Annotated in this window: 23 protein-coding genes; 16 read left to right on the top strand and 7 right to left on the bottom strand. The window is 72.7% G+C overall.

The genetic code is table 11. The annotated features are described in order from the left end of the window. Positions 1 to 40: 40 nt before the first annotated feature. Together I5071_RS24960 and I5071_RS24955 are read right to left on the bottom strand one after the other, a co-directional pair. A complete protein-coding gene (locus tag I5071_RS24960) occupies positions 41 to 1,573 on the bottom strand; it encodes a 5'-nucleotidase C-terminal domain-containing protein (protein WP_236515331.1) in 1,533 nt (510 codons plus the stop codon). Continuing rightward, positions 1,570 to 2,379: a peptidylprolyl isomerase gene (locus tag I5071_RS24955; protein WP_236515330.1), complete on the bottom strand. Its 810-nt coding sequence runs from the start codon at positions 2,377 to 2,379 to the stop codon at positions 1,570 to 1,572. The genes I5071_RS24960 and I5071_RS24955 overlap by 4 nt, the downstream gene beginning before the upstream one ends. Before the next feature lie 73 nt (positions 2,380 to 2,452). On the opposite strand from I5071_RS24955, the gene I5071_RS24950 reads away from it, so the two are divergent. Next, positions 2,453 to 2,899: a hypothetical protein gene (locus tag I5071_RS24950; RefSeq protein WP_236515329.1), complete on the top strand. Its 447-nt coding sequence runs from the start codon at positions 2,453 to 2,455 to the stop codon at positions 2,897 to 2,899. Between the two features lie 80 nt (positions 2,900 to 2,979). Beyond that, positions 2,980 to 3,804, top strand: a complete 825-nt coding sequence (locus I5071_RS24945; RefSeq protein ID WP_236515328.1) for a hypothetical protein — start codon at positions 2,980 to 2,982, stop codon at positions 3,802 to 3,804. Here I5071_RS24945 and I5071_RS24940 read toward each other — a convergent pair whose 3' ends face one another. Next, positions 3,805 to 4,512, bottom strand: coding sequence for a hypothetical protein (locus I5071_RS24940; RefSeq protein ID WP_236515327.1), 708 nt, complete (start codon positions 4,510 to 4,512; stop codon positions 3,805 to 3,807). It abuts the gene before it with no gap. A gap of 70 nt (positions 4,513 to 4,582) precedes the next feature. Between I5071_RS24940 and I5071_RS24935 the strand changes: the two genes are divergently transcribed. Next, positions 4,583 to 6,088 carry a glycogen synthase gene (locus tag I5071_RS24935; protein ID WP_236515326.1) on the top strand — a complete coding sequence of 502 codons (1,506 nt, stop codon included), beginning with the start codon at positions 4,583 to 4,585 and terminating at the stop codon, positions 6,086 to 6,088. Here I5071_RS24935 and tsaB read toward each other — a convergent pair. Further along, positions 6,037 to 6,771, bottom strand: a complete 735-nt coding sequence (gene tsaB / locus I5071_RS24930; protein ID WP_236515325.1) for a tRNA (adenosine(37)-N6)-threonylcarbamoyltransferase complex dimerization subunit type 1 TsaB — start codon at positions 6,769 to 6,771, stop codon at positions 6,037 to 6,039. The genes I5071_RS24935 and tsaB overlap by 52 nt on opposite strands. A 104-nt stretch (positions 6,772 to 6,875) precedes the next feature. On the opposite strand from tsaB, the gene I5071_RS24925 reads away from it, so the two are divergent. From I5071_RS24925 to I5071_RS24885, 9 genes are all read left to right on the top strand, one after another. Further along, positions 6,876 to 7,370 (top strand): hypothetical protein, encoded by a 495-nt coding sequence (locus I5071_RS24925; RefSeq protein WP_236515324.1) that lies wholly within the window; start codon positions 6,876 to 6,878, stop codon positions 7,368 to 7,370. After that, positions 7,346 to 7,993 (top strand): hypothetical protein, encoded by a 648-nt coding sequence (locus I5071_RS24920; protein ID WP_236515323.1) that lies wholly within the window; start codon positions 7,346 to 7,348, stop codon positions 7,991 to 7,993. Before I5071_RS24925 ends, I5071_RS24920 begins: the two co-directional genes overlap by 25 nt. 51 nt (positions 7,994 to 8,044) lie before the next feature. Then, on the top strand, positions 8,045 to 8,629 hold the full coding sequence (locus tag I5071_RS24915) for a tRNA-(ms[2]io[6]A)-hydroxylase (RefSeq protein WP_236515322.1): 585 nt from the start codon (positions 8,045 to 8,047) through the stop codon (positions 8,627 to 8,629). Beyond that, a complete protein-coding gene (gene lepB, locus I5071_RS24910) occupies positions 8,626 to 9,423 on the top strand; it encodes a signal peptidase I (protein WP_236515321.1) in 798 nt (265 codons plus the stop codon). The genes I5071_RS24915 and lepB overlap by 4 nt, the downstream gene beginning before the upstream one ends. A 33-nt stretch (positions 9,424 to 9,456) precedes the next feature. After that, positions 9,457 to 9,999, top strand: coding sequence for a DUF4833 domain-containing protein (locus I5071_RS24905; protein ID WP_236515320.1), 543 nt, complete (start codon positions 9,457 to 9,459; stop codon positions 9,997 to 9,999). A 129-nt stretch (positions 10,000 to 10,128) separates the two neighbouring features. Next, positions 10,129 to 11,112: a hypothetical protein gene (locus I5071_RS24900; RefSeq protein WP_236515319.1), complete on the top strand. Its 984-nt coding sequence runs from the start codon at positions 10,129 to 10,131 to the stop codon at positions 11,110 to 11,112. Between the two features lie 112 nt (positions 11,113 to 11,224). Further along, positions 11,225 to 12,724, top strand: a complete 1,500-nt coding sequence (locus I5071_RS24895) for a radical SAM protein (protein ID WP_236515318.1) — start codon at positions 11,225 to 11,227, stop codon at positions 12,722 to 12,724. Between the two features lie 69 nt (positions 12,725 to 12,793). Then, a complete protein-coding gene (locus I5071_RS24890; RefSeq protein WP_236515317.1) occupies positions 12,794 to 14,101 on the top strand; it encodes a metal-dependent hydrolase family protein in 1,308 nt (435 codons plus the stop codon). 107 nt (positions 14,102 to 14,208) lie between these two features. Continuing rightward, positions 14,209 to 14,895, top strand: a complete 687-nt coding sequence (locus tag I5071_RS24885) for a hypothetical protein (protein WP_236515316.1) — start codon at positions 14,209 to 14,211, stop codon at positions 14,893 to 14,895. A 373-nt stretch (positions 14,896 to 15,268) separates the two neighbouring features. Here I5071_RS24885 and I5071_RS24880 read toward each other — a convergent pair whose 3' ends face one another. After that, entirely contained in the window at positions 15,269 to 16,624 is a 1,356-nt protein-coding gene (locus tag I5071_RS24880) for a flavin monoamine oxidase family protein (RefSeq protein ID WP_236515315.1), read from the bottom strand. A 517-nt stretch (positions 16,625 to 17,141) separates the two neighbouring features. Between I5071_RS24880 and I5071_RS24875 the strand changes: the two genes are divergently transcribed. Together I5071_RS24875 and I5071_RS24870 are read left to right on the top strand one after the other, a co-directional pair. Next, the gene (locus tag I5071_RS24875) at positions 17,142 to 17,783 is read left to right on the top strand and encodes a hypothetical protein (RefSeq protein WP_236515314.1); all 642 of its coding nucleotides are present in this window, start codon (positions 17,142 to 17,144) and stop codon (positions 17,781 to 17,783) included. Between the two features lie 4 nt (positions 17,784 to 17,787). Next, positions 17,788 to 18,342 (top strand): hypothetical protein, encoded by a 555-nt coding sequence (locus I5071_RS24870; RefSeq protein WP_236515313.1) that lies wholly within the window; start codon positions 17,788 to 17,790, stop codon positions 18,340 to 18,342. 94 nt (positions 18,343 to 18,436) lie between these two features. Here the strand turns inward: I5071_RS24870 and I5071_RS24865 are convergent, their stop codons facing one another. Continuing rightward, positions 18,437 to 19,408, bottom strand: a complete 972-nt coding sequence (locus tag I5071_RS24865) for an ornithine cyclodeaminase family protein (protein ID WP_236515312.1) — start codon at positions 19,406 to 19,408, stop codon at positions 18,437 to 18,439. 99 nt (positions 19,409 to 19,507) lie between these two features. Here I5071_RS24865 and I5071_RS24860 point away from each other — a divergent pair, with 99 nt between their 5' ends. Continuing rightward, complete coding sequence (locus tag I5071_RS24860; protein ID WP_236515311.1) at positions 19,508 to 20,686, top strand: 6-phosphofructokinase; 1,179 nt, start codon at positions 19,508 to 19,510, stop codon at positions 20,684 to 20,686. 312 nt (positions 20,687 to 20,998) lie between these two features. Further along, on the top strand, positions 20,999 to 22,036 hold the full coding sequence (locus I5071_RS24855; protein WP_236515310.1) for a hypothetical protein: 1,038 nt from the start codon (positions 20,999 to 21,001) through the stop codon (positions 22,034 to 22,036). A gap of 19 nt (positions 22,037 to 22,055) precedes the next feature. Here the strand turns inward: I5071_RS24855 and I5071_RS24850 are convergent, their stop codons facing one another. Continuing rightward, on the bottom strand, positions 22,056 to 24,029 hold the full coding sequence (locus I5071_RS24850) for a hypothetical protein (protein ID WP_236515309.1): 1,974 nt from the start codon (positions 24,027 to 24,029) through the stop codon (positions 22,056 to 22,058). Between the last annotated feature and the right edge of the window lie 13 nt (positions 24,030 to 24,042).

The following is a 24,042-nucleotide window of genomic DNA, read 5'->3' as shown; positions in this document are numbered from 1 at the left end:
CACACCCGCGCGCGCGATCGGCGACATCGACGCCATCGCGTCAGCGATCGTCGTCGATCTCGTCGCGCGTGACGCTCCCGTCTCCGTCGCGATCGAGCGCGTCGATCACCACGCGTGCGGCGGTCGGCGAGGGGGCTCCTCCGGTGCGCCCGATCGCGCGCGCGACCTCGTCGCGCGTGACGCTCCCGTCGTCGTCGCGATCGATCGCGTCGAACCCACCGAGCTGCTCCCAGAGCGTCGTGCAGAACGCGCTCACGAGGGCGGCCTTCACCTCGCGCCCGGTCGTCGGGGTCGGGATCGCGTCGGGGTGTGCCGCCGCGAAGCGCACGAGCGGGATCACCTCGTCCATTCCGTCGAAGAGGTTCCGCACCAGCGCGATGCGATAGACGCGCTCCGGGTCGAAGGGCTCGCCGCCGACCTGCACGAGCTGGTGTCGTCCGTCGACGATCATCCGATCGTCGACCTGGAGGAACCCGCCCGACTCGACCGGCGCGTTCGCGCGCGACGTCGCGATCGCGTCGCGCAGCACCGCGCCGGGGAGCGGCGCGACGACGATCTCGTTGTCGAACGGGACCTCGCTCTGCAGGTCGCCGTAGGTGAGCCGGCCTTCGTACTCGCGCGCGCCGCGGATCCCGCCGCCGTTGAAGAGCGCGCCGTCCGCCTCGAACACGTCGCGCAGGCGCGAGCAGATGAGCGAGCCCATCGAGGTCTGATGCACGCGCGTGCCGATCGACGAGAGCGTCACGCCGGGCGGGAGGATCGAGAGCGTCGCGTCCTCGAGGTCGCTCAGTTGCGAGAGGTGCTGCTCGACGCGCGCGCGCAGCGCTTCGTCCTCGGGGAAGTCGGCGACCGCGTCGAAGCGCGCGTGCACCTCGGGGAGCGCGCCCTTCGTCCACACGAGATCGATCACCGTCGCGCGGACCGCATCGGAGGGCGCCTTCGCGAGCCACGTCGCGCCGATCTGCTCGAGCAGCCCGTCGTGCTCGTGGCCGCCGATGATCACGGGGAAGGGCGGCTCGGTGCGCGCGAGCGCGCGATCGTGATCGGCGCGCTGGTGGGTGATCGGCAGCACGCACGCGCACCCGTCGGCGAGCAGCGCATCGGCGAGCCGGCGCGCGGTCTCGTTCGCGGGATCGACGCGCGCGCCGCCGAACGGCGGTCGTCGATAGAGCGCGGGGTCGCCGCTCGTGATGCCGATCAGCCCGACCCGCACGCCGGCGACGTCGATCACCTCGGTCGTCGGGAACGAGTCGTCGAGGCCGTGCACGTTGCTGAGCAGCACCGTGGCGCGCAGCTCGTGCAGGCGCGCGCGCAGCTGATCGGGCTCGATGTCGTCCTCGTGGTTGCCGAGGATCGCGTGGGTGATCGGCACCTGGCTCAGGCAGTCCACCATCCCGCGGCCGGCATCGAGGCTCGAGAGCACGCTCGGCGCGACGAAGTCGCCGGCGACCACGACGAGCAGTCGATCCGCGGGATCGTGGGTCGCGTGATGACGCACCAGGCTCGCGAGGCGCGGCAGGTTGCGCAGCGAGTAGACGTCGTTGACCGCGACGATGCGCAGCCGCGCGCTCATTCGGGCAGGCGCTGGATCACGTGGAAACCGAACTCGCTCTCGATCGGCCCCGCGATCCCGTTCTCGTCGAGCGCGTACGCCGCGTCCTCGTAGGCCTGGGCGAGACGGCCGCGGCCGGTCACCCCGACGTCGCCGCCCCGCTCGGCGCTCGCGTCCTCGCTCTCCTCGCGCGCGATCGCGGCGAAGTCGGCGCCCGGCGCCTGGGCTCGCGCGAGCAGCTCGCGTGCGCGCGCCTCGGCCTCCTCGCGGGTGCGTGTGATCTCCGCGCCGGCGTTGCGCGCGCCGGCGTAGCGCACGAGCACGTGTCGCGTGTGCACGTGCTCGACCGGGCACCGCTGCGCGACGACGTAGCCGTAGGGCGCCTCGAGCACGTCGCTGATCGCACCGGTTCGCAGCGCCCAGATCGCGTCGCGGATCGGCTCGTGCGCCGCGGGCCAGTCCTCGCGCGTGTAGGTCCCGAGCAGCCCACCGCGCGGTCCGCTCGACGCGGCGTCGCTCTCGGTGCGCGCGAGCGTCGCGAGATCGTCGTTCCCCGCGACGAGGCCCGTGCGGAGCTGCTCGGCGCGTGCGCGCGCTTCGTCCTGGGTGCGCGTGATCGAGGCCGGCGCGTGCGAGGCGCCCGACCACGCGACCACGATCACGCGTGCGCACGCTTCGGTCGCGCTCGACTCCTCGGGCGTGGCGTGGGTGTCGGGCGCGACCACCGCGGGCGGCGGCGCCTCGGGCGCGGCGGGAGCGCTGGGCTCGGCGGCGGGCGACGAGCATGCGACGGCGAGCAGGCACGAGAGAGCGAGGAGCGCGCGCATGGGCGCGAGGATAGGGCCGCGTATCACGGCGCGTCGATTGCTCCGTCGCGCCGCGGAGGGAGCGAGAGACGACATGCCCTACAAGTCCGCTCTGAACGGCCGCGTGCTCGGCGTGCGCTGGACGGGCGCGCCCACCGCGATCGACGTCGATCGGCTCGAGGCCGAGACGCACTCGGGGTTCGGGCGTGCATCCGCGCCGCTGGTGCTCGTCGCGGTGCCGCGCTCGCTCACGCCGCCCGACGCCGACGTGCGCGCGCGCTTCGCGAGCATGATGCGGGCGACCGCCGCGCAGATCGAGCGCTTCTACCTCGTCATCGAAGGATCGGGGCCCCGGCGCGCGCTGGCACGCGTGGTGGCGCGTGCGGCGATCGGCGTGGTGGGCTGGAGCGAGCGCGCCCGCGTCGCACGATCGCTCGAGGAGGCGGCGTGCGCGGCCGCGGCCGAAGCGGGCACGAGACCGGACGAGCTCCTCTCGGCGTGGCGCTCCGAGGGCGTGTCGTCGATCTGCGCGAGCGGGTGAGCGCGGCGCGCGGCCACGCGCACGATCGGGATCGGGGCCGCGCGCCACCCGAGCGATTTCGGGGCACGATGCTCGCCACGATGGACGAGCTCGACGCTGCGCTCGGGCGTGCGCTCCGGCTCCTGCAGCGCGAGGAAGCGCTGCTGCGCTGGGCGGCGCGCACGACCGGGCGTTCCGAGCGCGACACGCTGCTCGAGACGGTCGAGCGCTGGATCTCCGAGCCCTTCGAGGCGCGTGTGATCGAGATCGCGGCGCGCGACGTCGTGGGCCCCGGCGCGCGGCGCTACGACCACACGAACGAGCTCGGACGGCGGATGATGGATCTCGAGCGCGCCGCGCTCGGTCCCGCGATCGCGGCGGCGCGCCGGGCGAGCACCGATGCGCGCGTGCACGATCACGCCGAGGCCCACGCCGGCGCGCCCGAGGTCGATGCGTGGCTGCGCGCAGTGCCCAGCGCGATGCCCGCCGAGCGCCGTCGCGCGCTGCTCCGACGTCATCCTCGCAACGTGATCGCGAAGGTCGGCGCGTCCGAGCTCGTGTGGCTCGCGACCTACGATCATCACGTGCTGATCGTCGACGGGCGCTTCTCGTATCCGTCGATCCGGCCCGGCGTGGAAGCGAGCGCGGGACACCGGCGTGACGACCGCGCGAGCGTCGCGCTGCGCGACGCGCCGCCGCTCAGCGGGCCGCGCTACGTGCTGCTCCGCCTCGATCAAGCCCCGCACCGCCCGCGCATCGTCGACCTCGCCGACGGCGCGATCGCCGCGCCCGAGCGCGTCGCGGACGGAGTCGACCGCACCCTGCTGCGCATCGACGACGACGGCGTGATCATGCGGCGCGACGCTCGCGACGTGCACATCGCGTGGGCCGAGCTCGAGTGGGAGCCCACCCGATCGATGACGTGATCAGCGCCCGCCCTGCATCTGCTGCAGCTGCTCGGGCGACACGACCGGGAATTGCTCGACGCGGTCGGCGGGCACCGTGGTGCAGCTCGCCATCTGCAGGCTCCGCCCGATCTGCTCGCTCGTCGCGATGTAGAGCGTGACCGAGACGCGATCGCCGTAGATCAGGAACACGTCGCTCACCGTCGTGAGCGAGCGACGCCACGTGAAGCGACGCGTGGGCACCCCGCCGGTCGTCGGGCAGTCCCAGATGCCGGTGGGCGTGCCGTAGGTGTCGCGCATCGCGGTGAGGTGCGGCGCGATCGCCGCGGTGGTCGGCATCATGCTCAGCACCTGCACCTGCACGAGGCGCTGGGCCTGGCGATCGAAGCCGTACATCGCCTGACCGCCGTTCGAGAGCCGCTCCTCCATCATCACGAGGCCGCCGCGCCCTGCATCGCGCGCCGGCGTGATCGCGCGACGTGCCGCGCGCACCTCGTCGATCGTCTGCCCGAGCGCGACGCCCTCGATCACCGCGGGCATCAACTCTCGGCTCTCCTCGATCAGCCGCGCCACGCGCTCCTCGGCCTCGCGCATCCGCTCGGCGCGCCGTGCCTCGCGGCGCTCCGCGTCGGCGCGCTCCTCGGCCTCGATCCACGCGTTCCAGCCCACGAGCGCGCCGCCGATCCCGAGCAGCACGACGAGGAAGACGATCCAACCGCGACGATCCACGGCGCGCAGCGTAGTCGCTCACGGGACGCATGTAGAGGTACGGCGCGCGCCGTGGTATGCCCGGCGCCGCATGGACATCCTGGTCGTCACCGCCGAGATCGCGCCCTACAGCCGCGCCACCAGCGCGGGCGAGGCCGCGGCCGCGCTGCCCAAGGCGCTGCGGGGCCTCGGTCACAAGGTCACGGTGCTCTCGCCGCTGTGGGCGTCGATCGATCCCGCGTCGAAGCACCTCGCGCGACGGCTCGTGAAGATCGAGGTCGAGATCGACGGCCAGAAGCGCGCGCTCCCGCTCTTCGAAGGGCGCAGCTCGGGCGGCGTCGATCTCGCGTTCCTCGCGGAGGAGACGCTCTTCCCGCGCAACGCGTCCGCGACCGACACCGGCGCCGACACCGCGGCCCGCTGGGGCGCGTTCACGCGCGCGACGATCGAGCTGATGAAGCGCCGCGACGCGCTGCCCGACGTCGTGCACTGCTTCGGCTGGCAGACCGCGATGCTGCCCGTGCTGATGCGCGAAGATCCCGCGCTCGCCGCGATCCCGACGGTGCTCACGATGCACGACCTCGCGTCGCACGGGCGCTACGATCGCGCGCAGCTCGCGACGTTCGGCGTGCCCGACAAGTGGTGGCGCATCGACGGCGTCGAGTTCTACGGGAAGCTCTCGCCGCTCAAGGCGGGCATCCAGACCGCATCGCGCATCACCACGCCCTCGCCGACCTCGGCGCGCGAGGCGACGGAGAGCGCGGGCGGGCTCGAGGGTGCGCTGCGGGCGCGCGGCCGGGCGCTCGCGGGGATCCTCGAGGGCGTCGACGTCTCGGTGTGGAACGCCGCGACCGATCCCTGGCTCGAGGCGCGCTTCGACGCGATGGACGTCGCGGGCTCGCCCACCGAGAAGGGCAAGGGCGCGTACGGCAAGCAGCGCTGCAAGAGCGCGATGCAGAAGGAGCTCGGCCTCCCGGTGCGCGGCGACGTCGCGCTCGTCTCGGCGATCGGCGTGGCGGCGGCGGGCAGCGGGTTCGACGTGCTCGCGGAGATCGGCCCGCGCCTGCTGCGCAACGACGTGCAGCTCGTGGTGGTGACCGAGCCGGGCAGCGATCCCGCGATCGTCTCGCGCTTCGTCGCGCTCGCGCAGCGCTGGTCGGATCGCATCGCGGTGCGGCACGACGCGGATCAGGGGACGGTCCATCGCGCGCTCGGCGCCAGCGATCTCGTGATCGTGCCGAGCCCCAGCGATGCCGGAGGCGCGCGCGCGATGCACGCGCATCGCTACGGCGCGCTCCCGATCGCGCGCCGCACCGGCGGGATCGCGGACGCGGTGGTCGACTGCGACGCGCGCCTCGGCTCGGGCAGCGGGTTCCTCTGGGACGAGGAGGGCGGTGAGCCGATGCTCGCCGCGATCCAGCGCGGGCTCGCGGCGTTCACCCAGCCCGCGGCGTTCCGCGCGCTCCAGCACCGCGTGATGACGATCGATCACTCGTGGGATCGCAGCGCGCGCCTCTACGAGCGGCTCTACCGTGCGGCGCGCGGTCAGGCGTCGCGCGAGGAGCCGGGCAGCACCGCGTCCGAGGCGCGCACGTAGAGCGGCTCGAGCGAGGCGAGATCGTCGGGCCCGCGCGCCGCGAGCGCCTCTTCGGCCTCGAGCGCGAGCAGCGCGCCGCGCGGCACGTCGAGCACGCGCGGCGCGGTGATCACGTCTCCCAGCGCGCCGAGCAAACGATCGCGGTACAGCGCGAGACCGCTGCCCGCGAGCACCGGCGTCACCTCGCGGCGCTCAGCCCGCGAGCCAGCCAACACAGCGCCGATCACGTCGCGGATCGCCTGCGCTGCGCGCTCCGGCGGGCCGTGGGTCTCGTCGAGGCGCGTCGTGAGCGCACCGCGCGCGTCGGCCTCGTACACCGCGACGAACACCTCGCCCTTGTGGGCGTCGATCACCGGCACCCGCAGCGCGCCGAAGAGCCCCCGCGCGATCACCCGCGTCGTGCGCACCCCGACGACCGGCGTGCCGCGCGCGAGCGCGAGCCCCTTCACGGTCGAGACCCCGATGCGCACCCCGGTGAACGATCCCGGCCCGAGCCCGACCGCGAGCAGATCGATCGCCGCGACGTCGAGCTCGGCGAGCGCGAGCGCGCGCTCGATCGTCGGCAGCAGCGTCTCTCCGTGCCGCGAGCGCACCCGGCTGTGCATCTCGACGCGGACCTCTCCGCCGTCGGTGATCGCGACCACGCCGAAGTCGCCCGAAGTGTCGATCGCGAGCGTCCGCATGTCCGAGGCAGCGCGCCTCATACCACGCGCGGCGTTCCGGTGTGGCTGAATCCGCGCTCGTCGGGGCTCGTCGGAGCCCGCGACGCGGTACCATGTCCGACCCCGTGGAACGCGAGTCCGTTCACGATCGAGCGCTCTCGCGCATCCCCTTCGATCCGCGCGACGCGCGCATCGTCGAGAGCATGTCGCGCTGGATGGGCCTGCTCGGGCGCTTCCAGGTGCTCGCGGGCGGTGCGCTCATGCTGACGGTGATGGGCATCGCGATCGCGTACGGCACGACCGAAGCGCTCGCGACGCCGAGCGCGGCCCAGGCCGCCGACGCCACGCCGCCGCTGATCACGCTCGGCGAGGTCACGCTCGAGATGCTGCTCGGCGTCGGCATCGCGGTCTCGCTGCTCGGCGCGCTGCTGCTCTGGGGCGGCGTGATGTTGATCGACGGCGCCGAGGATCTCGAGCGCGTGGTGCACGGCGACGAGCTCGATCGCCACCACCTCGAGAACGCGCTGCGCCGGGTGCGCGGGTACTACCGCATCGAGGCCTTGTTCACGTTGCTCGCGCTCGCGGCGTTGCTCGCATGGGCGCTCCCGGGATGGGCGTGACCGGCGAGCCGCCGGAGCTGCGCGAAGGTCGACGCCGCGAGGAGAGCGCGCGCGAGCCCACGCCCGCGCCCACGCCCCGCCGCCTCGAGCTCGTGATCTCCGAGCCGCCGCCCGCGCCCGACTCGAGCGAGAGCGTGCCGATCGTGGTGCGCGAGTCGGATCCGGTGGTGAAGACCCCGGCGCTCACGCCCGCGCCGGTCTCCGAGCCCGAGCCGATCCCCGCGCCCGCCGTGGCGCCGCCCGAGCGCGTGCCGTTCGGGAAGACCGAGGCGCGCATGGTGCGCTCGCTCGCGGGCTGGCTGGGCGTGACCGGCGTCGTGACGCTCGCGATCTGCGGCGTGTTCGCGGCGCAGTGGGCGCAGGGCCGGGGCAGCGTCCCGAGCGCCGCGCTCGCCGTGATCTCGGGGGCGATCGGGCTCTGGAGCCTGCTCGCGGGCTGGCATTTCGGGCGGGTGGTGCGGCGCCATCGCGACGAGCGCACGGCCGACGCGCTGCACCAGCTCGTCAGCGCGTTCGGACACCTGCGCAGCATCCTGATTCTCAAGGCGATCGGGCTCTTCCTGATCCTGGGCCTGAGCTGCTTCGCGTTCTCGATCGTCGCGAGCCTGCTCGCGCTCTTGTGATTCCTGCCTTCCTTGACCGGGAGGGGGCGTCGCAATAGCGTTCGGCGCTTCATGCTGGGCCTGCTCGCACCCACCGACCGCGAATGGCTGCTCGCGGTCGAGGGAGACCTCGATCGCCTGCTCTCCGATCACGCGCACTGCGAGCTCAAGGCTGCTCACTCCGCGCTCTCGCTGGTCGGTCGCCACGGCGGCGAGATGCCCGAGATGGTCGCGCCGCTCGTCGCGCTCGCCCACGAGGAGACCGAGCACTTCCGCGAGGTCGAGGAGAAGCTGCGCGCGCGCGGTCGCACGCTCGGCATGCCCGCCACCGACGGCTACGTCGTCGCGCTCCGCAAGGTCGCGCGCGAGGACGCCGACGAGGTCCCTGCGTTGCTCGATCGACTGCTCATCTCCGCGCTGATCGAGGCGCGCTCGTGCGAGCGCTTCAAGCTGCTCGCGGAGGGGCTCGGCGACGGGACGCTGCGCCTCTTCTATCGCGACCTGATGGCCTCCGAAGCGACGCACTACCGGCTCTTCGCGCGCCTCGCGGAGCAGCGCTTCGGCGAGTCCGACGCGCGGGCGCGCCTGCGCACCCTGGCCGAGCGCGAGGCACGCCTCGCCACCTCGCTCCCGCTCGGCCCGACGGTGCACGGATGAGCGAGGATCCCACGAAGCCGACGAAGCCCGCGGACCTGCGCAACGAGCTCGGCGAGATCGGGATCCCCCGCGATCCCACCGATCCCGCCGCCGCCGCGAAGGCCGCTGCGATCCGCGAGAGCGACGAGGAGCGCTGGCGCCGCACCAAGTCGAACATGAAGACGATCGGCGGCGCGGTGCTGCTCGCGTTCTTCATCCGCATCGTCCTCTTCGAGGCGTTCGAGATCGACGGGCCCTCGATGGAGCCCACGCTGCTCAACGGCGATCGTGTCGTCGTGGCGAAGTTCCCCTACGGGCTCTTCCTGCCGTTCACGAGCGACGCCGTCGTGAGCTGGGGCATGCCGAACCCCGGCGACGTCGTGATCGTGAAGAGCCCCTACGACGACATCGACATCGTCAAGCGCGTCATCGGCGTGCCCGGCGATCGCATCGAGATCCGCGAGGACGTCGTGTGGCGCAACGGCGAGCCCATCCATCGCCGCGTGCTCGGGCCCTGCCTCGAGGAAGAGAGCAGCGAGGACCCGACCGACTGCGAGTGGATCGAGGAGGGCGCGAACGGCGAGCTGTGGCGCACCAGCCACTCGATGCTGAGCGTGCCCGAGAGCATGTCGCCGGTGGTCGTGCCGCCGGGCCACATCTTCGTGCTCGGAGATCACCGGGATCGCAGCAACGACAGCCGCAATCCGCGGGTCGGCATGATCCCGATCTCGCGCGTGAAGGGCCGCGCGCTCGCGATCTACTGGTCGAACGAGGCGTACATTCGCTGGGATCGCATCTTCAGCGCGATCCAGTGAACGGTGCATAGATGGGAGCGGCGGAGGATCGCCGTGTCCGTAGCTCGCGTCTCCCTGCTGGTCGCGCTCGCGCTGGTCGTGATCGCCTCGATCGCCCGGGCCGACCCCCGGATCGGCGAGTTCGATCTACCCACGCTCTTCTACATCGCGAAGTCCGACGATCGGAACCGCGTGGACTACGGCGTGCGGCTCGACGAGCAGTGCGCGCCCGCGTCGCACTCACCGATCTTCGCGTATTGGCGCCGCTTCGAGCCGGGGCAGGCCTTGCTCGGGGATCTCTCGGTGCTCGATCGCCGGGGCTACGGCATCGCGCAGCAGGCAGTGCGCGTCAGCGAGCCCAACGGGAGCTGGATCGAGCTGCGCCTGAGCGCGTTCCCCCAGCGTCGCCTGCTTGCGCTCGTGCAGCCCGCCGGTGATCGCTGCGTGGGCACCGTGCAGGCCGACATCGCGGGCGAGGAGGCGGTGCTCGATCACGTGTTCGTGCACCTCGACGGACCGATGCAGGTGCGCGAGATCGAGCTACGCGGCGAGGCCCGCGCGACCGGACGTCCCGTGGTGGAACGACTGCGTCCGTGAGTTCTTGTGGGCTCTCCGGCGTGATCCCACGTAGCTGCTGAGAGCGCGCCGTCGTGCGGTGCGCCGAGACGGCGGCACGCGCGCTCGGGCGGAGCGCGCGGGGGCATCGCGCGTCGTGGGAGCGACAGCATGCGCGCGTGCTCGCACGCGCCGCGCGAGGGGTGCGCCCGCGTGCGGGCGTGCGCGGGGCCCTCGCCGTGGCGCGCAGCCATCGTGGCGTGGCTCGCGATCGTGTCGGTCGCGCACGCGGATCCTCCACCGGTGCCACGCGACGGACCCTTCGAGCTTCGTCTCGCGATCGAGAACGACAACCTGCTCTTCGGGACCTACGCGCGCATGGCGGGGCCCGAGCTCGACGGGGACGATCTCGGGCGCACCCACGCCTCGTCGATCGGCATGTCCTACGACATCGCGGATCGCGGGACCCTCGAGCTCGACGTCTCGAGCGCGCTCTTCACGCGCTCGATCAGCGGGCTGCCTCCGATGCACGAGGCCACGCTGCCGATCCACTTCCACGAGCTCAGCCGGTTCCGGCTCGGTGGTGGGATCCGGCGCGGGCTCGGGCCGTGGCGCATCCGCTGGGGCATGGCGATGGAGGTCTCGAACCGCGAGGAGGTGGTGGCGATCGGCGCGACCGGACAGCAGCGCTGGTGGCACGAGTTCAGCCGCTACGATCTCAACACCGGCGTGTGGCTCTACGAGTACCACCCCGACGGGCAGGGCGTCCGCGTCGGCGTCGCAGCGGACGCGAGCGCGGGCGGATGGACGAGCATGACGCTCGCGCCGTGGGCGTGGATCGAGGCGGAAGGCGACGTCGGCGGGCGCGCCGGCACGCTGCCCGGTGGCTCGTGGGTCGAGCCCTCGGGCCGCATCGCGATGAGCCTCGGCGACCCCGCGGGCGTGCGCTTCGTGCTGGGCCTCGAGCAGCGCGCGTACGTGTGGATCGAGCAGCCGGGCGTGATGCTGCGCTCGACGATCGACACGCGCCTCGACCTCTCGGTGGTGGTCGTCCAGCTCGCGCTGCACCGCTACGACGGCGACCAGAACGTGCGCTACTTCGTGTACGCGCTCCCCAACACCACGATGACGTTCGCGCTGTGGTTGCGGATCTGAGGGCAAAATCGGCTCGGGCACCGCGGGTCCTTCCGCACGCACCCCGCGGCCGAGCACTCCCGGTGGACACCTACCGCTCGGGAGGTGCCCGTCCCATACTCGGCGCTCGCGCATGAAGCAGTCATCCCACGCGAGCCAGCTGCGCGCGGTGATCCGAGAGCGGCTCGCCGCGGAGATCGGCACGCTCTCGAGCCACGCCGCCGAGCGCATCGCGCTGGTGTACCCGAGCCCCTACCACACCGGCATGAGCTCGCTGGGGTTCCAGCAGATCTACCGTGAGATCCACGCGAGCGGTCGCTCCGCCGAGCGCGCGTTCCTGCCCGACGACGTGAGCGCGTGGCAGCGCGCGCGGCTGCCGCTGCTGACCTACGAGTCCGAGCGCCCGGTGTCGGACTTCCCGGTCGTCGCGATGAGCGTCGCGTACGAGATCGAGCTCGCGGGCGTCGTGCAGTCGCTCGAGCTCGCGGGGATGCCGCCGCTCGCCGAGGAGCGCGGGCCGCGCCATCCGATCGTGCTGTGCGGCGGGCCGCTGACGTTCTCGAACCCGCTGCCGCTCGCGCCCTTCGCCGACGCGATCCTGATGGGCGAGTGCGACGAGACGATCCACCACGCGCTCGACGTCATCTTCGGCGCGGGCGGATCGAAGCAGGAGATCCTCGCCGCGCTCGCGCGCGAGATCGACTCGTGCTTCGTGCCCTCGATCCACGGCGACGAGATGCCGCACGTCGCGAAGGCGGACCTCGAGAAGCTCCCCGCGTACGCCGCGATCCGCACGCCGAACACCGAGCTGCGCGACATGTTCTTGATGGAGGCCGAGCGCGGCTGCTCGCGCGGCTGCGCCTACTGCGTGATGCGCCGCAGCACGAACGGCGGCATGCGCATCGTGCCGATGGAGAAGATCCTCGGGCTCATCCCCGACGACGCGCGCCGCGTCGGGCTCGTCGGCGCGGCGGTGAGCGATCACCCGAAGATCGCGGACATCGTCGAGACGCTCGCGGGGCAGGGGCGCGAGGTCGGGCTCTCGTCGCTGCGCCCCGATCGCCTCAACGATCGTTTCGTCGCGGCGCTGAAGAGCGCGGGCTATCGCACGCTGACGACGGCGAGCGACGGCGCGAGCCAGCGGCTGCGCGATCAGGTGCAGCGCAAGGCGCAGGAGCGTCATCTGCTGCGCGCGGCGGAGCTCACGCGCACCCACGGGCTCGAGCGCCTCAAGCTCTACATGATGGTCGGCCTGCCCGGCGAAGAGGCGCAGGACATCGACGAGCTGATCGTGTTCGCGACCGAGCTCTCGAAGATCGCGCCGCTGTCGCTCGGGATCGCGCCCTTCGTCAGCAAGCGCAACACGCCGATGGACGGCCTGCCCTTCGCGGGGATCAAGCCGGTCGAGGAGCGCCTCGAGCAGCTGCGCCGTGGCACCAAGGGACGCGTCGACGTGCGCGCGACCAGCGCGCGGTGGGCGTGGATCGAGTGGGTGCTCGCGCAGGGCGGTCGCGCCGAGGGGCGCGCGGTGATGGACGCAGTGCACGCGGGCGGACGCTTCGCGGACTGGAAGCGCGCGTTCGAGGCGCTGCCGAGCGCGCGTCCGCGCCGCGCGTTGGCCGTCGTCGCCTAGCCCGCGTCGCGGGTCGGCGCTCGGCCCGCGCGGGGCTAGCTAGCGTTGGTCAACGCTGGAGGCCTCGCCTTGAGCTCCGAGCCGAGGGCAACGCTCTTCTCGAACGTCCGCATCTTCGACGGGACATCGAGCGCGCTCTCGGTGCCTTCGCACGTGCTCGTGCGCGGCAACGTGATCGACGCGATCTCGACCTCGCCCATCGCGGGTGCCGACGACGCGCAGGTGATCGACGGCGCCGGCAGGACGTTGATGCCCGGCCTCGTCGACGCGCACTGGCACGCGACGTTCGTGACGCTCTCTCCCGAAGTGCTGATGACCGCCGATCCGGGGTTCATCCACATCGCCGCGGCGCGCGAGGCGGAGCGAACGCTGATGCGCGGGTTCACCACCGTGCGTGACGCCGGTGGCCCGGCCTTCGGGCTGAAGCGCGCGATCGATGCCGGCGTGTGCGCCGGTCCACGCATCTACCCGAGCGGCGCCTTCATCTCGCAGACGTCGGGGCACGGAGACTTCCGCGCGCGCCACGAGGTGCCGCGCGATTGCTGCGCGCACCTCTCGTACACGGAGCGGCTCGGCGCCGCGGCGCTCGCGGACGGCGTCTCCGAGGTGCTGCGCGCGTCGCGCGAGCAGCTGATGCTCGGTGCGTCGCAGATCAAGGTGATGGCGGGTGGCGGCGTCTCGTCGCCCTACGATCCGATCGACGTCACGCAGTACACCGAGGCCGAGATGCGCGCAGCGGTCGAGTGCGCGGAGAACTGGGGCACCTACGTGATGGTGCACGCCTACACGCCGCGTGCGGTCCAGCAGTCGATCCGTGCAGGCGTGCAGTGCATCGAGCACGGCCACCTCGTCGACGACGAGACGGCCGCGATGATCGCGGACCGCGGCGTCTGGTGGTCGATGCAGACGTTCCTCGACGACGAGGACGCGCATCCGCTGCCGACCCCCGAGGGGCGTGCGAAGGCACGACGGGTGTTCAGCGGGACGGACCGGGCCTACTCGCTCGCGAAGAAGCACGGCGTGAAGCTCGCGTGGGGCACCGACGTGCTCTTCGACGCCAAGCTCGCGGAGCGCCAGGGCGCGCAGCTCGCGAAGATGTTGCGCTGGTTCACCCCGGCGCAGGTGCTCCGGCTCGCGACGCACGACAACGCGCAGCTGCTCGCGCTCTCCGGCGAGCGCAACCCGTACCCCGGCCGGCTCGGCATCGTGAGGGAGGGCGCGCTCGCGGACCTGCTCCTGGTCGACGGCGATCCGCTGGCCGACATCGGTCTGCTCGGGGACCCGAGCGCGAAGCTGCTCGTCATCATGAAAGACGGGAAGCTGGCCAAGCACGCGGTCGACGGCGCCGGCACGAGACCGGCGCCCGTCGTACAGTGAGGGGACCGCGCGCGTGCGGCTTGTCTGCGCCCGCGACGGGGCGAGATGCGCACGTGAGGCGGTCAGGTCGATTGGAAAACCCGCGCAGCACGGTCGACCCGAGGTTGGTGACGAGACTCGCGCTCGCGGGATGGGTTTTCGTAGTCGGGCTCGCGTGGTGCGACGTCGCGCACGCGCAGGACGCCGCCGAGGCGCTGGCGCCTCCCGTCGACACGGCGCTGCCAGCCGACACGGCGCTGCCACTCGACACGCCGCCAACCGACGCGATGCCAGTCGACGCGGCGCCCTCGGTCGACGCGGCGCCCCCGCAGGAGCTCGGCTCGCCGGTCGCACCGAGCGCCGAGCAGCTCGACTCGCCGGTCGCACCGAGCGCGGAGCAGCGCAGCGCCGCGCGCCGTCTCGCGGGCCTGCAGATCGACGAGCTCGCGCTGCAGCGCGAGATGGACGCGGCGGGCCAGGAGCGCCTCCTCGCGGTCGCGCTCTACGTCGGCGGCGTGGGCCTCGCGGTCGCGTCGGCGTCGACGCTGGTGATCGCCGCGCTGCAGAGCGCGTGTGTCGCGGAGGCGGACCTCGGCTGTTACGACGCGCCGGAGTGGATCATCGGCGGCCTCGCGACCGCGCTGGTGAGCGCAGTGCTGCTCTCGGGCGCCAGCTTCGCGGATCGCCGCGCGTCGTACCTCGAGCGCCAGAGCGACACGCACCGCGACGATCTCGAAGAGCGCCGCCGCACGCTGGAGCGCCAGGTCGGCCTCGCGCTGGGCCCGACCGCGATCAGGCTGACGATCGAGTTCTGATCGCGAACGGCCCTGCACGCGCACGAACGCATGCAGAAGGCCGCGTCCTCCTCGGCCCCGATCGGCTCCAGTCGCGCGCGGAGCGCGCGCTGCTACGCGCGAGCGTCGGAGGCGCGCGAACAGCGCGACTCCGTCGCGAGCCATCGTCCACCCAACCAAGCGAGGCGGCAGAACCGCGGTCTCGGGCGCGAGGGGGTGGGTCCGGCGGCCTCGTGCGACGGGGGCTCGCCGAGGCCGACCACAGACTGACGACAGCATCGCGGCAGAGCGCAACGCGCGCGCCGCGATGCGCCCACCGCTGCCCAACTCTCTCACAGCGATCGAAGAGCAGCCCGCGAGCACACCGGCCGCCGGACCCACCCCCTCGCGCCTCTCACCGAGAGCTTCGCAGGACTTCTTCCGCGGCCCGCTCCCCGGACCGAAGAGCCCCCTCGATATACCCATTCCAGACAGTCGCCGTCTCGGTCCCCGCCCAGTGCACCCGCCCCACCGGCGCGCGCAGCGCCTTGCCCGAGCTCGTCCACACGCCGGGCGGGAAGTACCCCGCGTAGCAGCCGCGGCTCCACTCGTCCTCGGTCCAGCTCTTGTCGACGTAGTGCACCGGCAGCCCCGCGCGCACGCCGAAGCAGCGCGAGAAGCACGCGAGCACCGCGTCCCGTCGCTCGGCGTGCGATCGATCGCTCCACTCGCGCGCCGCCGCGCCCTCGATGAAGCCGAGCAGCACACCCGGGGTGCCCTCGGGCGTCGACGCGTCGAACTGCACGTGCGCCGGACCGACGTCGGTGATCGCGTGGCCCGACAATCCCTCGTCGCGCCACCACGCGCGCTCGTAGATCGCGATGCACTTGATCACCGCGCCCTGCGGCACGCGCTGCGTGAGCTGATCGCGCGAGCTCGGCATCGCGGGCGCATAACGCAGTCGCCCCGCGAGCATCGGCGGCAGCGCCACGATCACGCGCGAGCCCGCGAACGCCGCGTCGTCGCTCCGCACCACCACGCCGTCGCGGTCGTGCTCGATCACGCGCGCCGGCGTCGAGAGGCGCAGGGCGCCCTCGGGCAGCTTCGCCGCGAGCGCCTCGGCGAGCCGCTGCATCCCGCCCACCACGCGATCCTGCTGCGCGCCGTTCTCGCTCGAGAGCAGTCGATCGAGCCCACCGCCCGAGCGAATGTAGAAGAGCGCGTGCAGCAGCGAGAGGTCCGCGGGATCCGCCGCGAACACCGTCTCCATCGCATAACGCAGCAGCTTGCGTGCGCCCTCGGTCGGCGCGTGGGTGCGCAGGAACGTGTCGAGCGTCGTCGCGTCCCACTCGCTCGCCTGCTTCGCCTCCCAGGGCGCATCGAGCGGCACCTCCTTCGCGAGCTGATCGAGGCGGAACCACACCCAGCCGACTGCCGCGAGCGACGCCGCGTCGACGCGCGGGACGGTGCCGCGGAAGAGCCGCCGCTTGCCCGCGAAGTGCAGCACGTTGTGTCCCTCGACGTGCTGCCGATAGGTCGCGAGGCCGAGCTCCTTCGCGAGCGCGAGCGCGCGGTCCTGCGTGGGCCCGAGCCACTGCCCGCCGAGATCGATCGCGGTGCCGTGATGGGTCTCGGTGTAGACGCGCCCGCCGACGCGATCGCGCGCTTCGATCAGCGCGACGCGACGCCCGGCGGCGCACAGCCGCCGCGCCGCGGAGAGCCCGGCGAACCCCGCGCCGACGACGATCACGTCCGACTCGAATGGCTGCATCGCGCGCGATGGTACTGCCCCGCGCCGCACGTGGCCGCTCCCGTCATCTCGCGGCGAGCGCCCTCGGACGACGACGAGGTCCCTCGCGTGGCGGATCGCGCTCCTCGCTCGGCCGACGACGTCCCTCGCGTGGTGCATCGCGCTCCTGTCGTCGCGCCGCGCAGTCCCTCGCGACGCCGGTCGTGATCCCGTCGTCGGGTCACGCGGTCCCGCGCGAGGCCGAGCGCGCTCCCTCGGGGCGAGCGCGCCGGTCCGCTGGGGATCGCGTCGCGTGTGACGGGGCGCGGCGCACGCGGAGAGGGGACCCCCGTCGTCGACGCCGGGGACCCTGCTCGTCGACGGAGGGGATCGGGCTGCCGTCAGAGGGGATCGGGCTGCCGACGAAGGGGATCGGCTCGCCGACGGAGGGGATCGGGCTGCTGACGGAGGGGATGGAGCCGCCGACGGAGGGGATCGAGCCGCCGACGGAGGGGATCGTGTCGGGAGAGCCGTCGCCGCGTGATCGTATCCTCTGCGCGTGCGCGACGAGACCGTCCTGACGCTCGGCTTCGGCCTGATCGCGGTCGCGATCGGCGCGTTCGTGTGGCCCTACCGCCGGCGTCACCTCCTGGCGCGCGAGGGGGCGCGCGCGGCCGGGCAGTACCTGCCGGTCTTCGACGCGCGCGGCGTGTGGCTGTGGCTCAACGGGCCGGTGACGTTCGTGCTCGGGCTCGCGCTGCTCGCGAACGGGGCGCTCCGTGCGCGCGCCGAGCACCACGCGGCGCGCGCCGAGCGCGAGCTGCGCCGCATCGCGATCGCGTGCGAGCCCGGGCGCATCGAGCTGCGCAACCTCGGCGACGCGCCGCGCGTCCTCGAGATCGACGCGCGCGGCGATCACCCGCACCGCGACCCCGGTCCGCGCCTGCGCGTCGAGCACGAAGGCGCGATCACGCTCGCGCCCGGCACGTCGCGCACGCTCGCGCTGTCCACGGTCACGCGCGGCGCGTGCGGCACCGAGCCCGGCGGCGATCACGCCGCGCCCTGGGAGATGTGCGACGGAGCCGAGCTCGAGCTCACGATCCGCGACGAGCACGGCGACGAGGTCGCGCGCGGCGCGAGCGGCTGCGCGTTCCCGGGGCGCGCGCCCGTGCTCCAGCTCGGCCCCGACTTCCTCTGGTGAACGAATGGCGGACGTGACGTTCGAGCGCGGTGCGATCCGGAAGCGCGGCGAGTGGACCTACGCGGTCCCCGGCGCGCTCGCGATGCTCTTCGCGCTCGCGTTCGTGCTCGGCGTCTTCGACGCGAACGTGCGCGCGATGTTGCCCGAGGTGCTCGCGCTCTCGGGCGTGCTCGCGCTCGCGTGCGCGTTCCTCGCGTGGCTCGCGCGCGGGAGGCTGCGCAGCGTGGTCCAGGTGGGGCGCGATCGCGCGGGCGCGTTCGTGCGGATCGCCGGCGAACGCGAGGTGCGGGCGCCCCTGCGTTACCGCGTCGGCTGGCACCAGGAGCCGGTCTCGACGACCGTGCTCCCCGTCCTCTGGGTCGAGGTGCGCGGCGACGACGGGCCCGCGATCACGATGCGGCTCACGCTCGGCGCGATCTACCGGCCGCCCGCGGACTGGCTCGCGGGCTCACCGCTCTCGCCGGCGACCCACGAGCTCAGCGGGATCGTCGACTACGCGCGCGCGCTCGACGCGATCGGCGCGACGCGCGCGACGAGCTGGCTCGACGTCGCGCCCTGAGCTGGAGTGCTCGCTCGCGCAGGGCCCGCACGGGAGCGTGCGGAGCACGTGGACGGGAGGGCCCTGAGCGGGCGAGCCGATGTTGGACGCTTGCTCAGCCCACGCCGACGAGATCGAGCTCGACGCCGACGCTCTTCGCGCGCGCGGCCTCGACGATGCGCCACGCCAGCGCGACGTCCTGGATGGCGAGGCCCGTGGAGTCGAACACCGTGAGCGCGCCGCGATCGATCGTCGCCGCGCCGACGATCACTTCGCCGAGCGTGCCCGCGACCTTCGAGAGCGCGTAGCGGCCGTCGTGGATCGGCACGTTGATCTCGCCCGAGTGCTCGGCCTGGTGGGGCTCGTCGATCACGACCTGCGCGGCGTCGAGGATGTCGGGATCGAGCTCCTGCTTGCCGGGGCCGTCGGCGCCCATCGCGTTCACGTGCGCGCTCGCGCTCAGCCACGCGCGCTTCACGACCGGCGTGCGCGACGGCGTCGAGGTGTTCACGACGTCGGCGCGGCTCGCCTCCTCGACGCTCACCGCGCGACCGCCGAGCTCGCGCGCCAGCGCTTCGGCGAGCGCGGGATCGCGATCCGAGAAGAGCGGCTCGAACGACTCGCCGAACACCACGCGGTGCGCCGCGAGCATCGTGCGCGCCTGCACGCCCGAGCCGACGAACCCGACGGTGCGCGGCGCGCCCGACGCGAGGTGCTTCGACGCGACCGCCGCCGCCGCGCCGGTGCGCAGCGCGGTGAGCCACGTCGCGTCGAGGATCGCGAGCGGGAGCGCGGTCTCGGGATCGGAGAGCACGTACACGCCCATCACCGAGGGCAGGCCGTGGCGCGCCGGGTTCTTGGGATGGCTGTTCACCCACTTCACGCCGGCCACGTGCGCGAGCGCCGAGGGCATCGCGCGGAAGTCCCCGTCGTGCTCGGGCAGGTCCAGATAGACCTTGGGCGGCATGCGCGCCTCGCCGCGACCGTGGGCGGCGAACGCCTCTTCGACGGCGCTGACCGCCATCGGCATCGTCGCGACCGATTCCACCTCGCGGCGCGTGAGGACCAGGGTGCGTCGGCTCGTCATGGGGCGCGATGTACCACGCTCATCGCGTGGGGCGATGCGCCCCGTGGGCGACACTCAGGCTTGCGGTGACACCCGGTTCGACGCTACCGATCCGGTGCGATGACCGAGCCGACCAATCCCTTCCTCCGCCCCTCGCGCGTCCCGCGCGGCGAGCGTCGTCTCCTGTGCGTGTTCGATGGCGGCAACGCGCCCGGCTACTCGTCGGTCGCGGTCGCGCTCACCGAGGAGGGCACGCGGCGCGGCTTCGAGGTGTGGGCGGCGACCGAGGGCTTCCGCTCGCTCACGGGCGACGCGACCCACGAGCTGCGCTTCGAGCGCATGGTGGTCTCGCGGCGCGAGCGCTACGAGCTGCTCGCGCAGAACATCCCGGCGCGCTCGATGGGGCGTCGGGTGCAGGACGCGGGCAGCGACTTCCGCTCGGAGCGCTACCTCGGGTTCCATCAGCGCGAGACCCGCGATCTCGCCGCGCAGACGTTCCGCGCACAGGGCTTCACCCACCTCGTGTGCGTGGGAGGCAACGGCACGTTCGAGGGCTGCAAGGCGTGGCTCCAGTCGTTCGGCGACGAGCGCCCGCCCACCGCGTTCGTGAACGTGTCGATCGACAACGACGTCGGCGGGGATCGCGCGATCGGGTTCCTCACCGGCGTCGAGGCGGGCGCGGAGATCGCGCGCGGCCTCTACGAGGACAGCTACACGCACAAGCGGATCTACCTGCTCGAGATGATGGGCAATCGCTCGGGCAGGCACGCGCTCAACTGCGGCGTCGCGGCGCGCGCGCACCTGATCGTGCTGCCGTTCTTCTCGTTCCCCGACGAGGTGCTGCGCGAGATCGCGGAAGGCCTCTCGAAGGCCGAGCACGCGCTGGTGGTGGTCGCGGAGGGATACGAGGCCGAGCGTCGCAAGCGCGACCTGCCGGGCGTGAGCGCGAGCGCGTTCTTCAAGATCCAGCTCGAGCAGTACGGCCTGCGCGACCTGCCCGATCGCCGCGTGATCGCGGAGCCGTTCAGCCGCCACATCCGCGGCGTGCGCCCGGGGTTCGCCGACGTGTCCGCGGCGTACCTGAAGGCGACGATGCTGTTCGAGGCGTTCGACGAAGGGCGCACCGAGGTGATGCCCTTCGTGCTCGCGGCGCACGACGTCGGGGTGCGCAGCTTCGAGACGATCACGCGCGAGGATCGTGTCGAGCGCGCGTTCCTGCCGCTCTTGGATCGGTTCGGCATGCCGAAGCTGCGCACGTGGGTGCGGGATCACTTCACGATGAGCGAGCAGATCCTCTAGGAACGGAAGCGCTTCGGTGAGAGGCGCGGGGTGGAGGGTCTGGCGGGCCGGTACTCGCGGCTGCCGTGCGCAGCTCGGTGAGAGCTTCGGGAAGCGGAGGCTCGCTCGCGCCGCGCGCGGTCGCGCGCTCTGCTCGCTCGCGTGACGATCTCGCGTTGCCGTCTACCCGCCCCGCTGCGTGGGCCCGCCAGCCCCTCCACCCCGCGCCCGCGACGCGGCTCGCCCCCGTGCTGGGTGAGGCTGGGGAGAGCTCGCGACCGGTCCGCGCTTCGCCGCGGCCCGGACGCTCGCGAGTCGCACCGCGCTGCGCGCGTGTGCGCGCTTCGCGCGGGAATTGATGCGTGCGATGCTGCGCGCGCGATGAAGCGCCGTATGTCGCCGGGGTTGCTCGGGTGCGTCGGTGGCCTCTCGGTGGTGAGCTTGCTGTGCACGATCGGGTGGTACGTCGTGTTCGTGCGGCACGAGCGGCTCGGGTCGCGCGATCGCGCGCATCTCGACGACGGTGGCGCGATCACGCTGTACCGCCGCCTGCACCTGCCGGGCGGCGACGAGTTCTTGATCGAACGAACGACGGCGAGCGGTGAGCCCGTGTGGACGACGTCGCTCGGGGGGATCGGAGACTTCGCCGGGTTCGTGAGCTCACGCGTGGCGGACGGCGTGATCGTCGTCGAGCTGCACCACGACGATTGGACCGCCGAGCACGTTGCGCTGCGACTCGACGACGGCGAGCCACGTTTCCAGCTGCGCGCGTTCGACGCTCGCGCGCGCGTCGTGATCTCCGAGACAGCGCTTTTCGAATCGCACGACGGCGCGATCCGCAGGGTCTCGCTCGCCGATGGTCGCGAGACGTGGCGTGTGTTTGGCGAGCCGGGTCGCATGCCCAACTGGCCAGCGGCGCGGGGTGGTGAGCTCGTCTTCCAAGGCCGCGTGCTCGACGCCGACACCGGCGTGGCGCTCCCGCCCGATCCGCTGCCCGACGTCTGGTGCTCGACACCGACGATGCTCGGTTGGCAGACGTCCGACGGGATCGCGCGACGACGACGAGGAACGCGCGACGTGATCGACACCGGGCTCGAAGGTGAGCTCCACGAGTGCGTGGACACGCCGCGCGGCACGCTCCTCGTGGTACGTCGCGCCGAGGAGCGTCGCCTGGTGCTGCTCGACGAGGCGTTCGCGCCGCGGTGGGACGTGCCGACGTCCGGCCAGGGATGGCTCTGTGGCCTGCTCGTCGATGGCGCGGTCGGCCAACGCGTGCTCGACGCCGCGCACTCTGATCGTGTTCTCCGCTTCGATCCGAGCGATGGTCACGCGCTCGGCGAGACCACCGCGCGGTGCGATGTCGATCCCTGAGCCGACGTGTCGTCGAGCCTCACCCGAAGATCGGCGGCTCGATGATCGGCGGGACCAAGAAGTAGATCACCCGGCGGTCGAGCACCGAGGCATCGCCGCGGACCGTGAGCTGGGCGTGGAACACCAGCGGGCGGCCTTCGGCGCGCACCCGATCGTTGTCGCGCACGACGACGTCCCAGCACACCGAGACGCCTGCCGGCACGCCCGAGAACGCGTCCGCGTGGCCGTCGCGATCGGTGTCCGACGTCGAGCTCACGGCGGTGCACGCGCCGGTGCCGCTCGTGTTCACCTCGAGGTGATCGATGAACTGCAGCGCGTCGCCGTCGTCGAACGGGAGATCGCCCGCGTCGATCGCGACGAACTGCGGATAGCCATCGACCAGCGTGCGGATCGAGTCGCTCACCGCGTCGACCACCGCGCCCTCGGTCGCGCTCACGTAGTAGGGCGCGCCCGACGCGTCGACCGACCCCGACGCGCGCAGGAGCGCGTGGAAGTCCTCGCGCGGCGTGCCGGCGGCGTCGGCGTCGATTGCGAGCATCACGATGTCCTCGGCGCGCAGGCGCGCGCCCGCGCCGTTCGCGGTCACGCCGCACGTCGTGCAGCCGTTCTTCTCGTCGCCGATCAGCACGAGCGTGCGCAGCGCGTCGCGTCGGAACGCCGGACAGCCGATGCCGCCGAGATCGCAGTCGGCGTTGCGGCACACCGTGGGATCGCCGACGCACGCGACCGACTGGAACACCGACTCGTCGCCACCACCGCCCGCGGCGCCCACGCCGGGCAGGCGACGGCGCGTCTCGGTCGGGCTCGCCTGGAGCGAGAGGAAGTTGCGGTACGAGTCGGGCGATCCGCCGTACCCACCGACGCCGGTCCAGAGGCTCGCGATGCAGCCCGTGGTGCGGGGATCGGTGATGCACGTGCCGCCGGGGCCGCACGCGGCGCCGGGGCCGCACTGCGCGTCGGCGTTGCACAGCGTGCGCAGGTCCTCGCAGGTGAGGCTCTCGAGGATGCCCTGCACCGCGCTGCGCATCGCGTCGATCTCGCCCGTCATCGAGCCGGTCGTGTCGAAGAGGAAGTACACGTCCGCGTAGGCGATGTTGGTGCGGAACGAGAGCGTGTCGCGCGGCGGCTGCGCGGTCTCGCGGAACGGCACGACGAACACGAAGTCACCGCGGGTGCGCGGGCTCACCGATGCGTCGAGCGCGTCGGTGCCGGCGCCGACCTCGATCAGATCGGACACGCCGTCGCCGTCGCTGTCGGCGACGGTCGGGTCGGTGCCCTCTTCGACCTCGGTGCCGTCGGGCAGGCCGTCGCCATCGGCATCGCGATCGCGGAAGTCCGCGACGCCGTCGTCGTCGGTGTCGACCGGCAGCGAGAAGAGATCGTCGTCGCCGGCCTCGTCGCGATCGCTCACGCCGTCGCCGTCGCTGTCGTCGTCGAAGCGGTCCTGGGTGCCGTCTCCGTCGACGTCGGAGAAGCCCTCGTGGCCGTCGAGGATCGTGTCGCCGTCGCTGTCGGGGTCGCGGAAGTCGGGGCGCCCGTCGGCGTCGGCGTCGGTCGGGAAGTCGGCGCTGCCGATCTCTCGCGCGTCGTCGATGCCGTCTCCGTCGTCGTCGAGGTCCGCGAAGTCGAGGATGCCGTCTCCGTCGCCGTCGCCGAGGCCTTCGCGGCCGTCGGGCACGCCGTTGGCGTCGGAGTCGGGATCGCGCACGTCGGGGATGCCGTCGAGATCGGAGTCGACCGGTGGGGTCGCGGGATCGTCGTCGCCGGCCTCGAACGAGTCGGGGACTCCGTCGTCGTCGGAGTCGTCGTCGAGGTGATCGAAGGTGCCGTCGCCGTCGGTGTCGGCGTCGAAGAACCCGGTGCGCTCGTGGTCGTCTCGGATCGAGTCGCCGTCGGCATCGGCGATGCCGCCGTCGTCGACCGGCTGGGGCGCTCCCTCGCAGGCGGGCAGCGCGAGCGCGAGGCAGAGCGCGAGGACGATGCGGTGCTTCATGGAGATCGAGCCT

It is taken from the genome of Sandaracinus amylolyticus, from assembly GCF_021631985.1.
Taxonomy (GTDB): Bacteria; Myxococcota_A; Polyangia; order Polyangiales; family Sandaracinaceae; genus Sandaracinus; species Sandaracinus amylolyticus_A.
This window is presented reverse-complemented; position numbering and strand designations above follow the sequence as displayed.

Coding starts and splice junctions, on each gene's coding strand:
- I5071_RS24850 (WP_236515309.1), bottom strand. CDS start 24,029: ATGAAGCACCGCATCGTCCTCGCGCTCTGCCTCGCGCTCGCGCTGCCC.
- I5071_RS24945 (WP_236515328.1), top strand. CDS start 2,980: ATGGACGAGCTCGACGCTGCGCTCGGGCGTGCGCTCCGGCTCCTGCAG.
- I5071_RS24935 (WP_236515326.1), top strand. CDS start 4,583: ATGGACATCCTGGTCGTCACCGCCGAGATCGCGCCCTACAGCCGCGCC.
- I5071_RS24880 (WP_236515315.1), bottom strand. CDS start 16,624: ATGCAGCCATTCGAGTCGGACGTGATCGTCGTCGGCGCGGGGTTCGCC.
- I5071_RS24955 (WP_236515330.1), bottom strand. CDS start 2,379: ATGCGCGCGCTCCTCGCTCTCTCGTGCCTGCTCGCCGTCGCATGCTCG.
- I5071_RS24900 (WP_236515319.1), top strand. CDS start 10,129: ATGCGCGCGTGCTCGCACGCGCCGCGCGAGGGGTGCGCCCGCGTGCGG.
- I5071_RS24870 (WP_236515313.1), top strand. CDS start 17,788: ATGGCGGACGTGACGTTCGAGCGCGGTGCGATCCGGAAGCGCGGCGAG.
- tsaB (WP_236515325.1), bottom strand. CDS start 6,771: ATGCGGACGCTCGCGATCGACACTTCGGGCGACTTCGGCGTGGTCGCG.
- lepB (WP_236515321.1), top strand. CDS start 8,626: ATGAGCGAGGATCCCACGAAGCCGACGAAGCCCGCGGACCTGCGCAAC.
- I5071_RS24860 (WP_236515311.1), top strand. CDS start 19,508: ATGACCGAGCCGACCAATCCCTTCCTCCGCCCCTCGCGCGTCCCGCGC.
- I5071_RS24865 (WP_236515312.1), bottom strand. CDS start 19,408: ATGACGAGCCGACGCACCCTGGTCCTCACGCGCCGCGAGGTGGAATCG.
- I5071_RS24895 (WP_236515318.1), top strand. CDS start 11,225: ATGAAGCAGTCATCCCACGCGAGCCAGCTGCGCGCGGTGATCCGAGAG.
- I5071_RS24920 (WP_236515323.1), top strand. CDS start 7,346: ATGGGCGCTCCCGGGATGGGCGTGACCGGCGAGCCGCCGGAGCTGCGC.
- I5071_RS24950 (WP_236515329.1), top strand. CDS start 2,453: ATGCCCTACAAGTCCGCTCTGAACGGCCGCGTGCTCGGCGTGCGCTGG.
- I5071_RS24960 (WP_236515331.1), bottom strand. CDS start 1,573: ATGAGCGCGCGGCTGCGCATCGTCGCGGTCAACGACGTCTACTCGCTG.
- I5071_RS24915 (WP_236515322.1), top strand. CDS start 8,045: ATGCTGGGCCTGCTCGCACCCACCGACCGCGAATGGCTGCTCGCGGTC.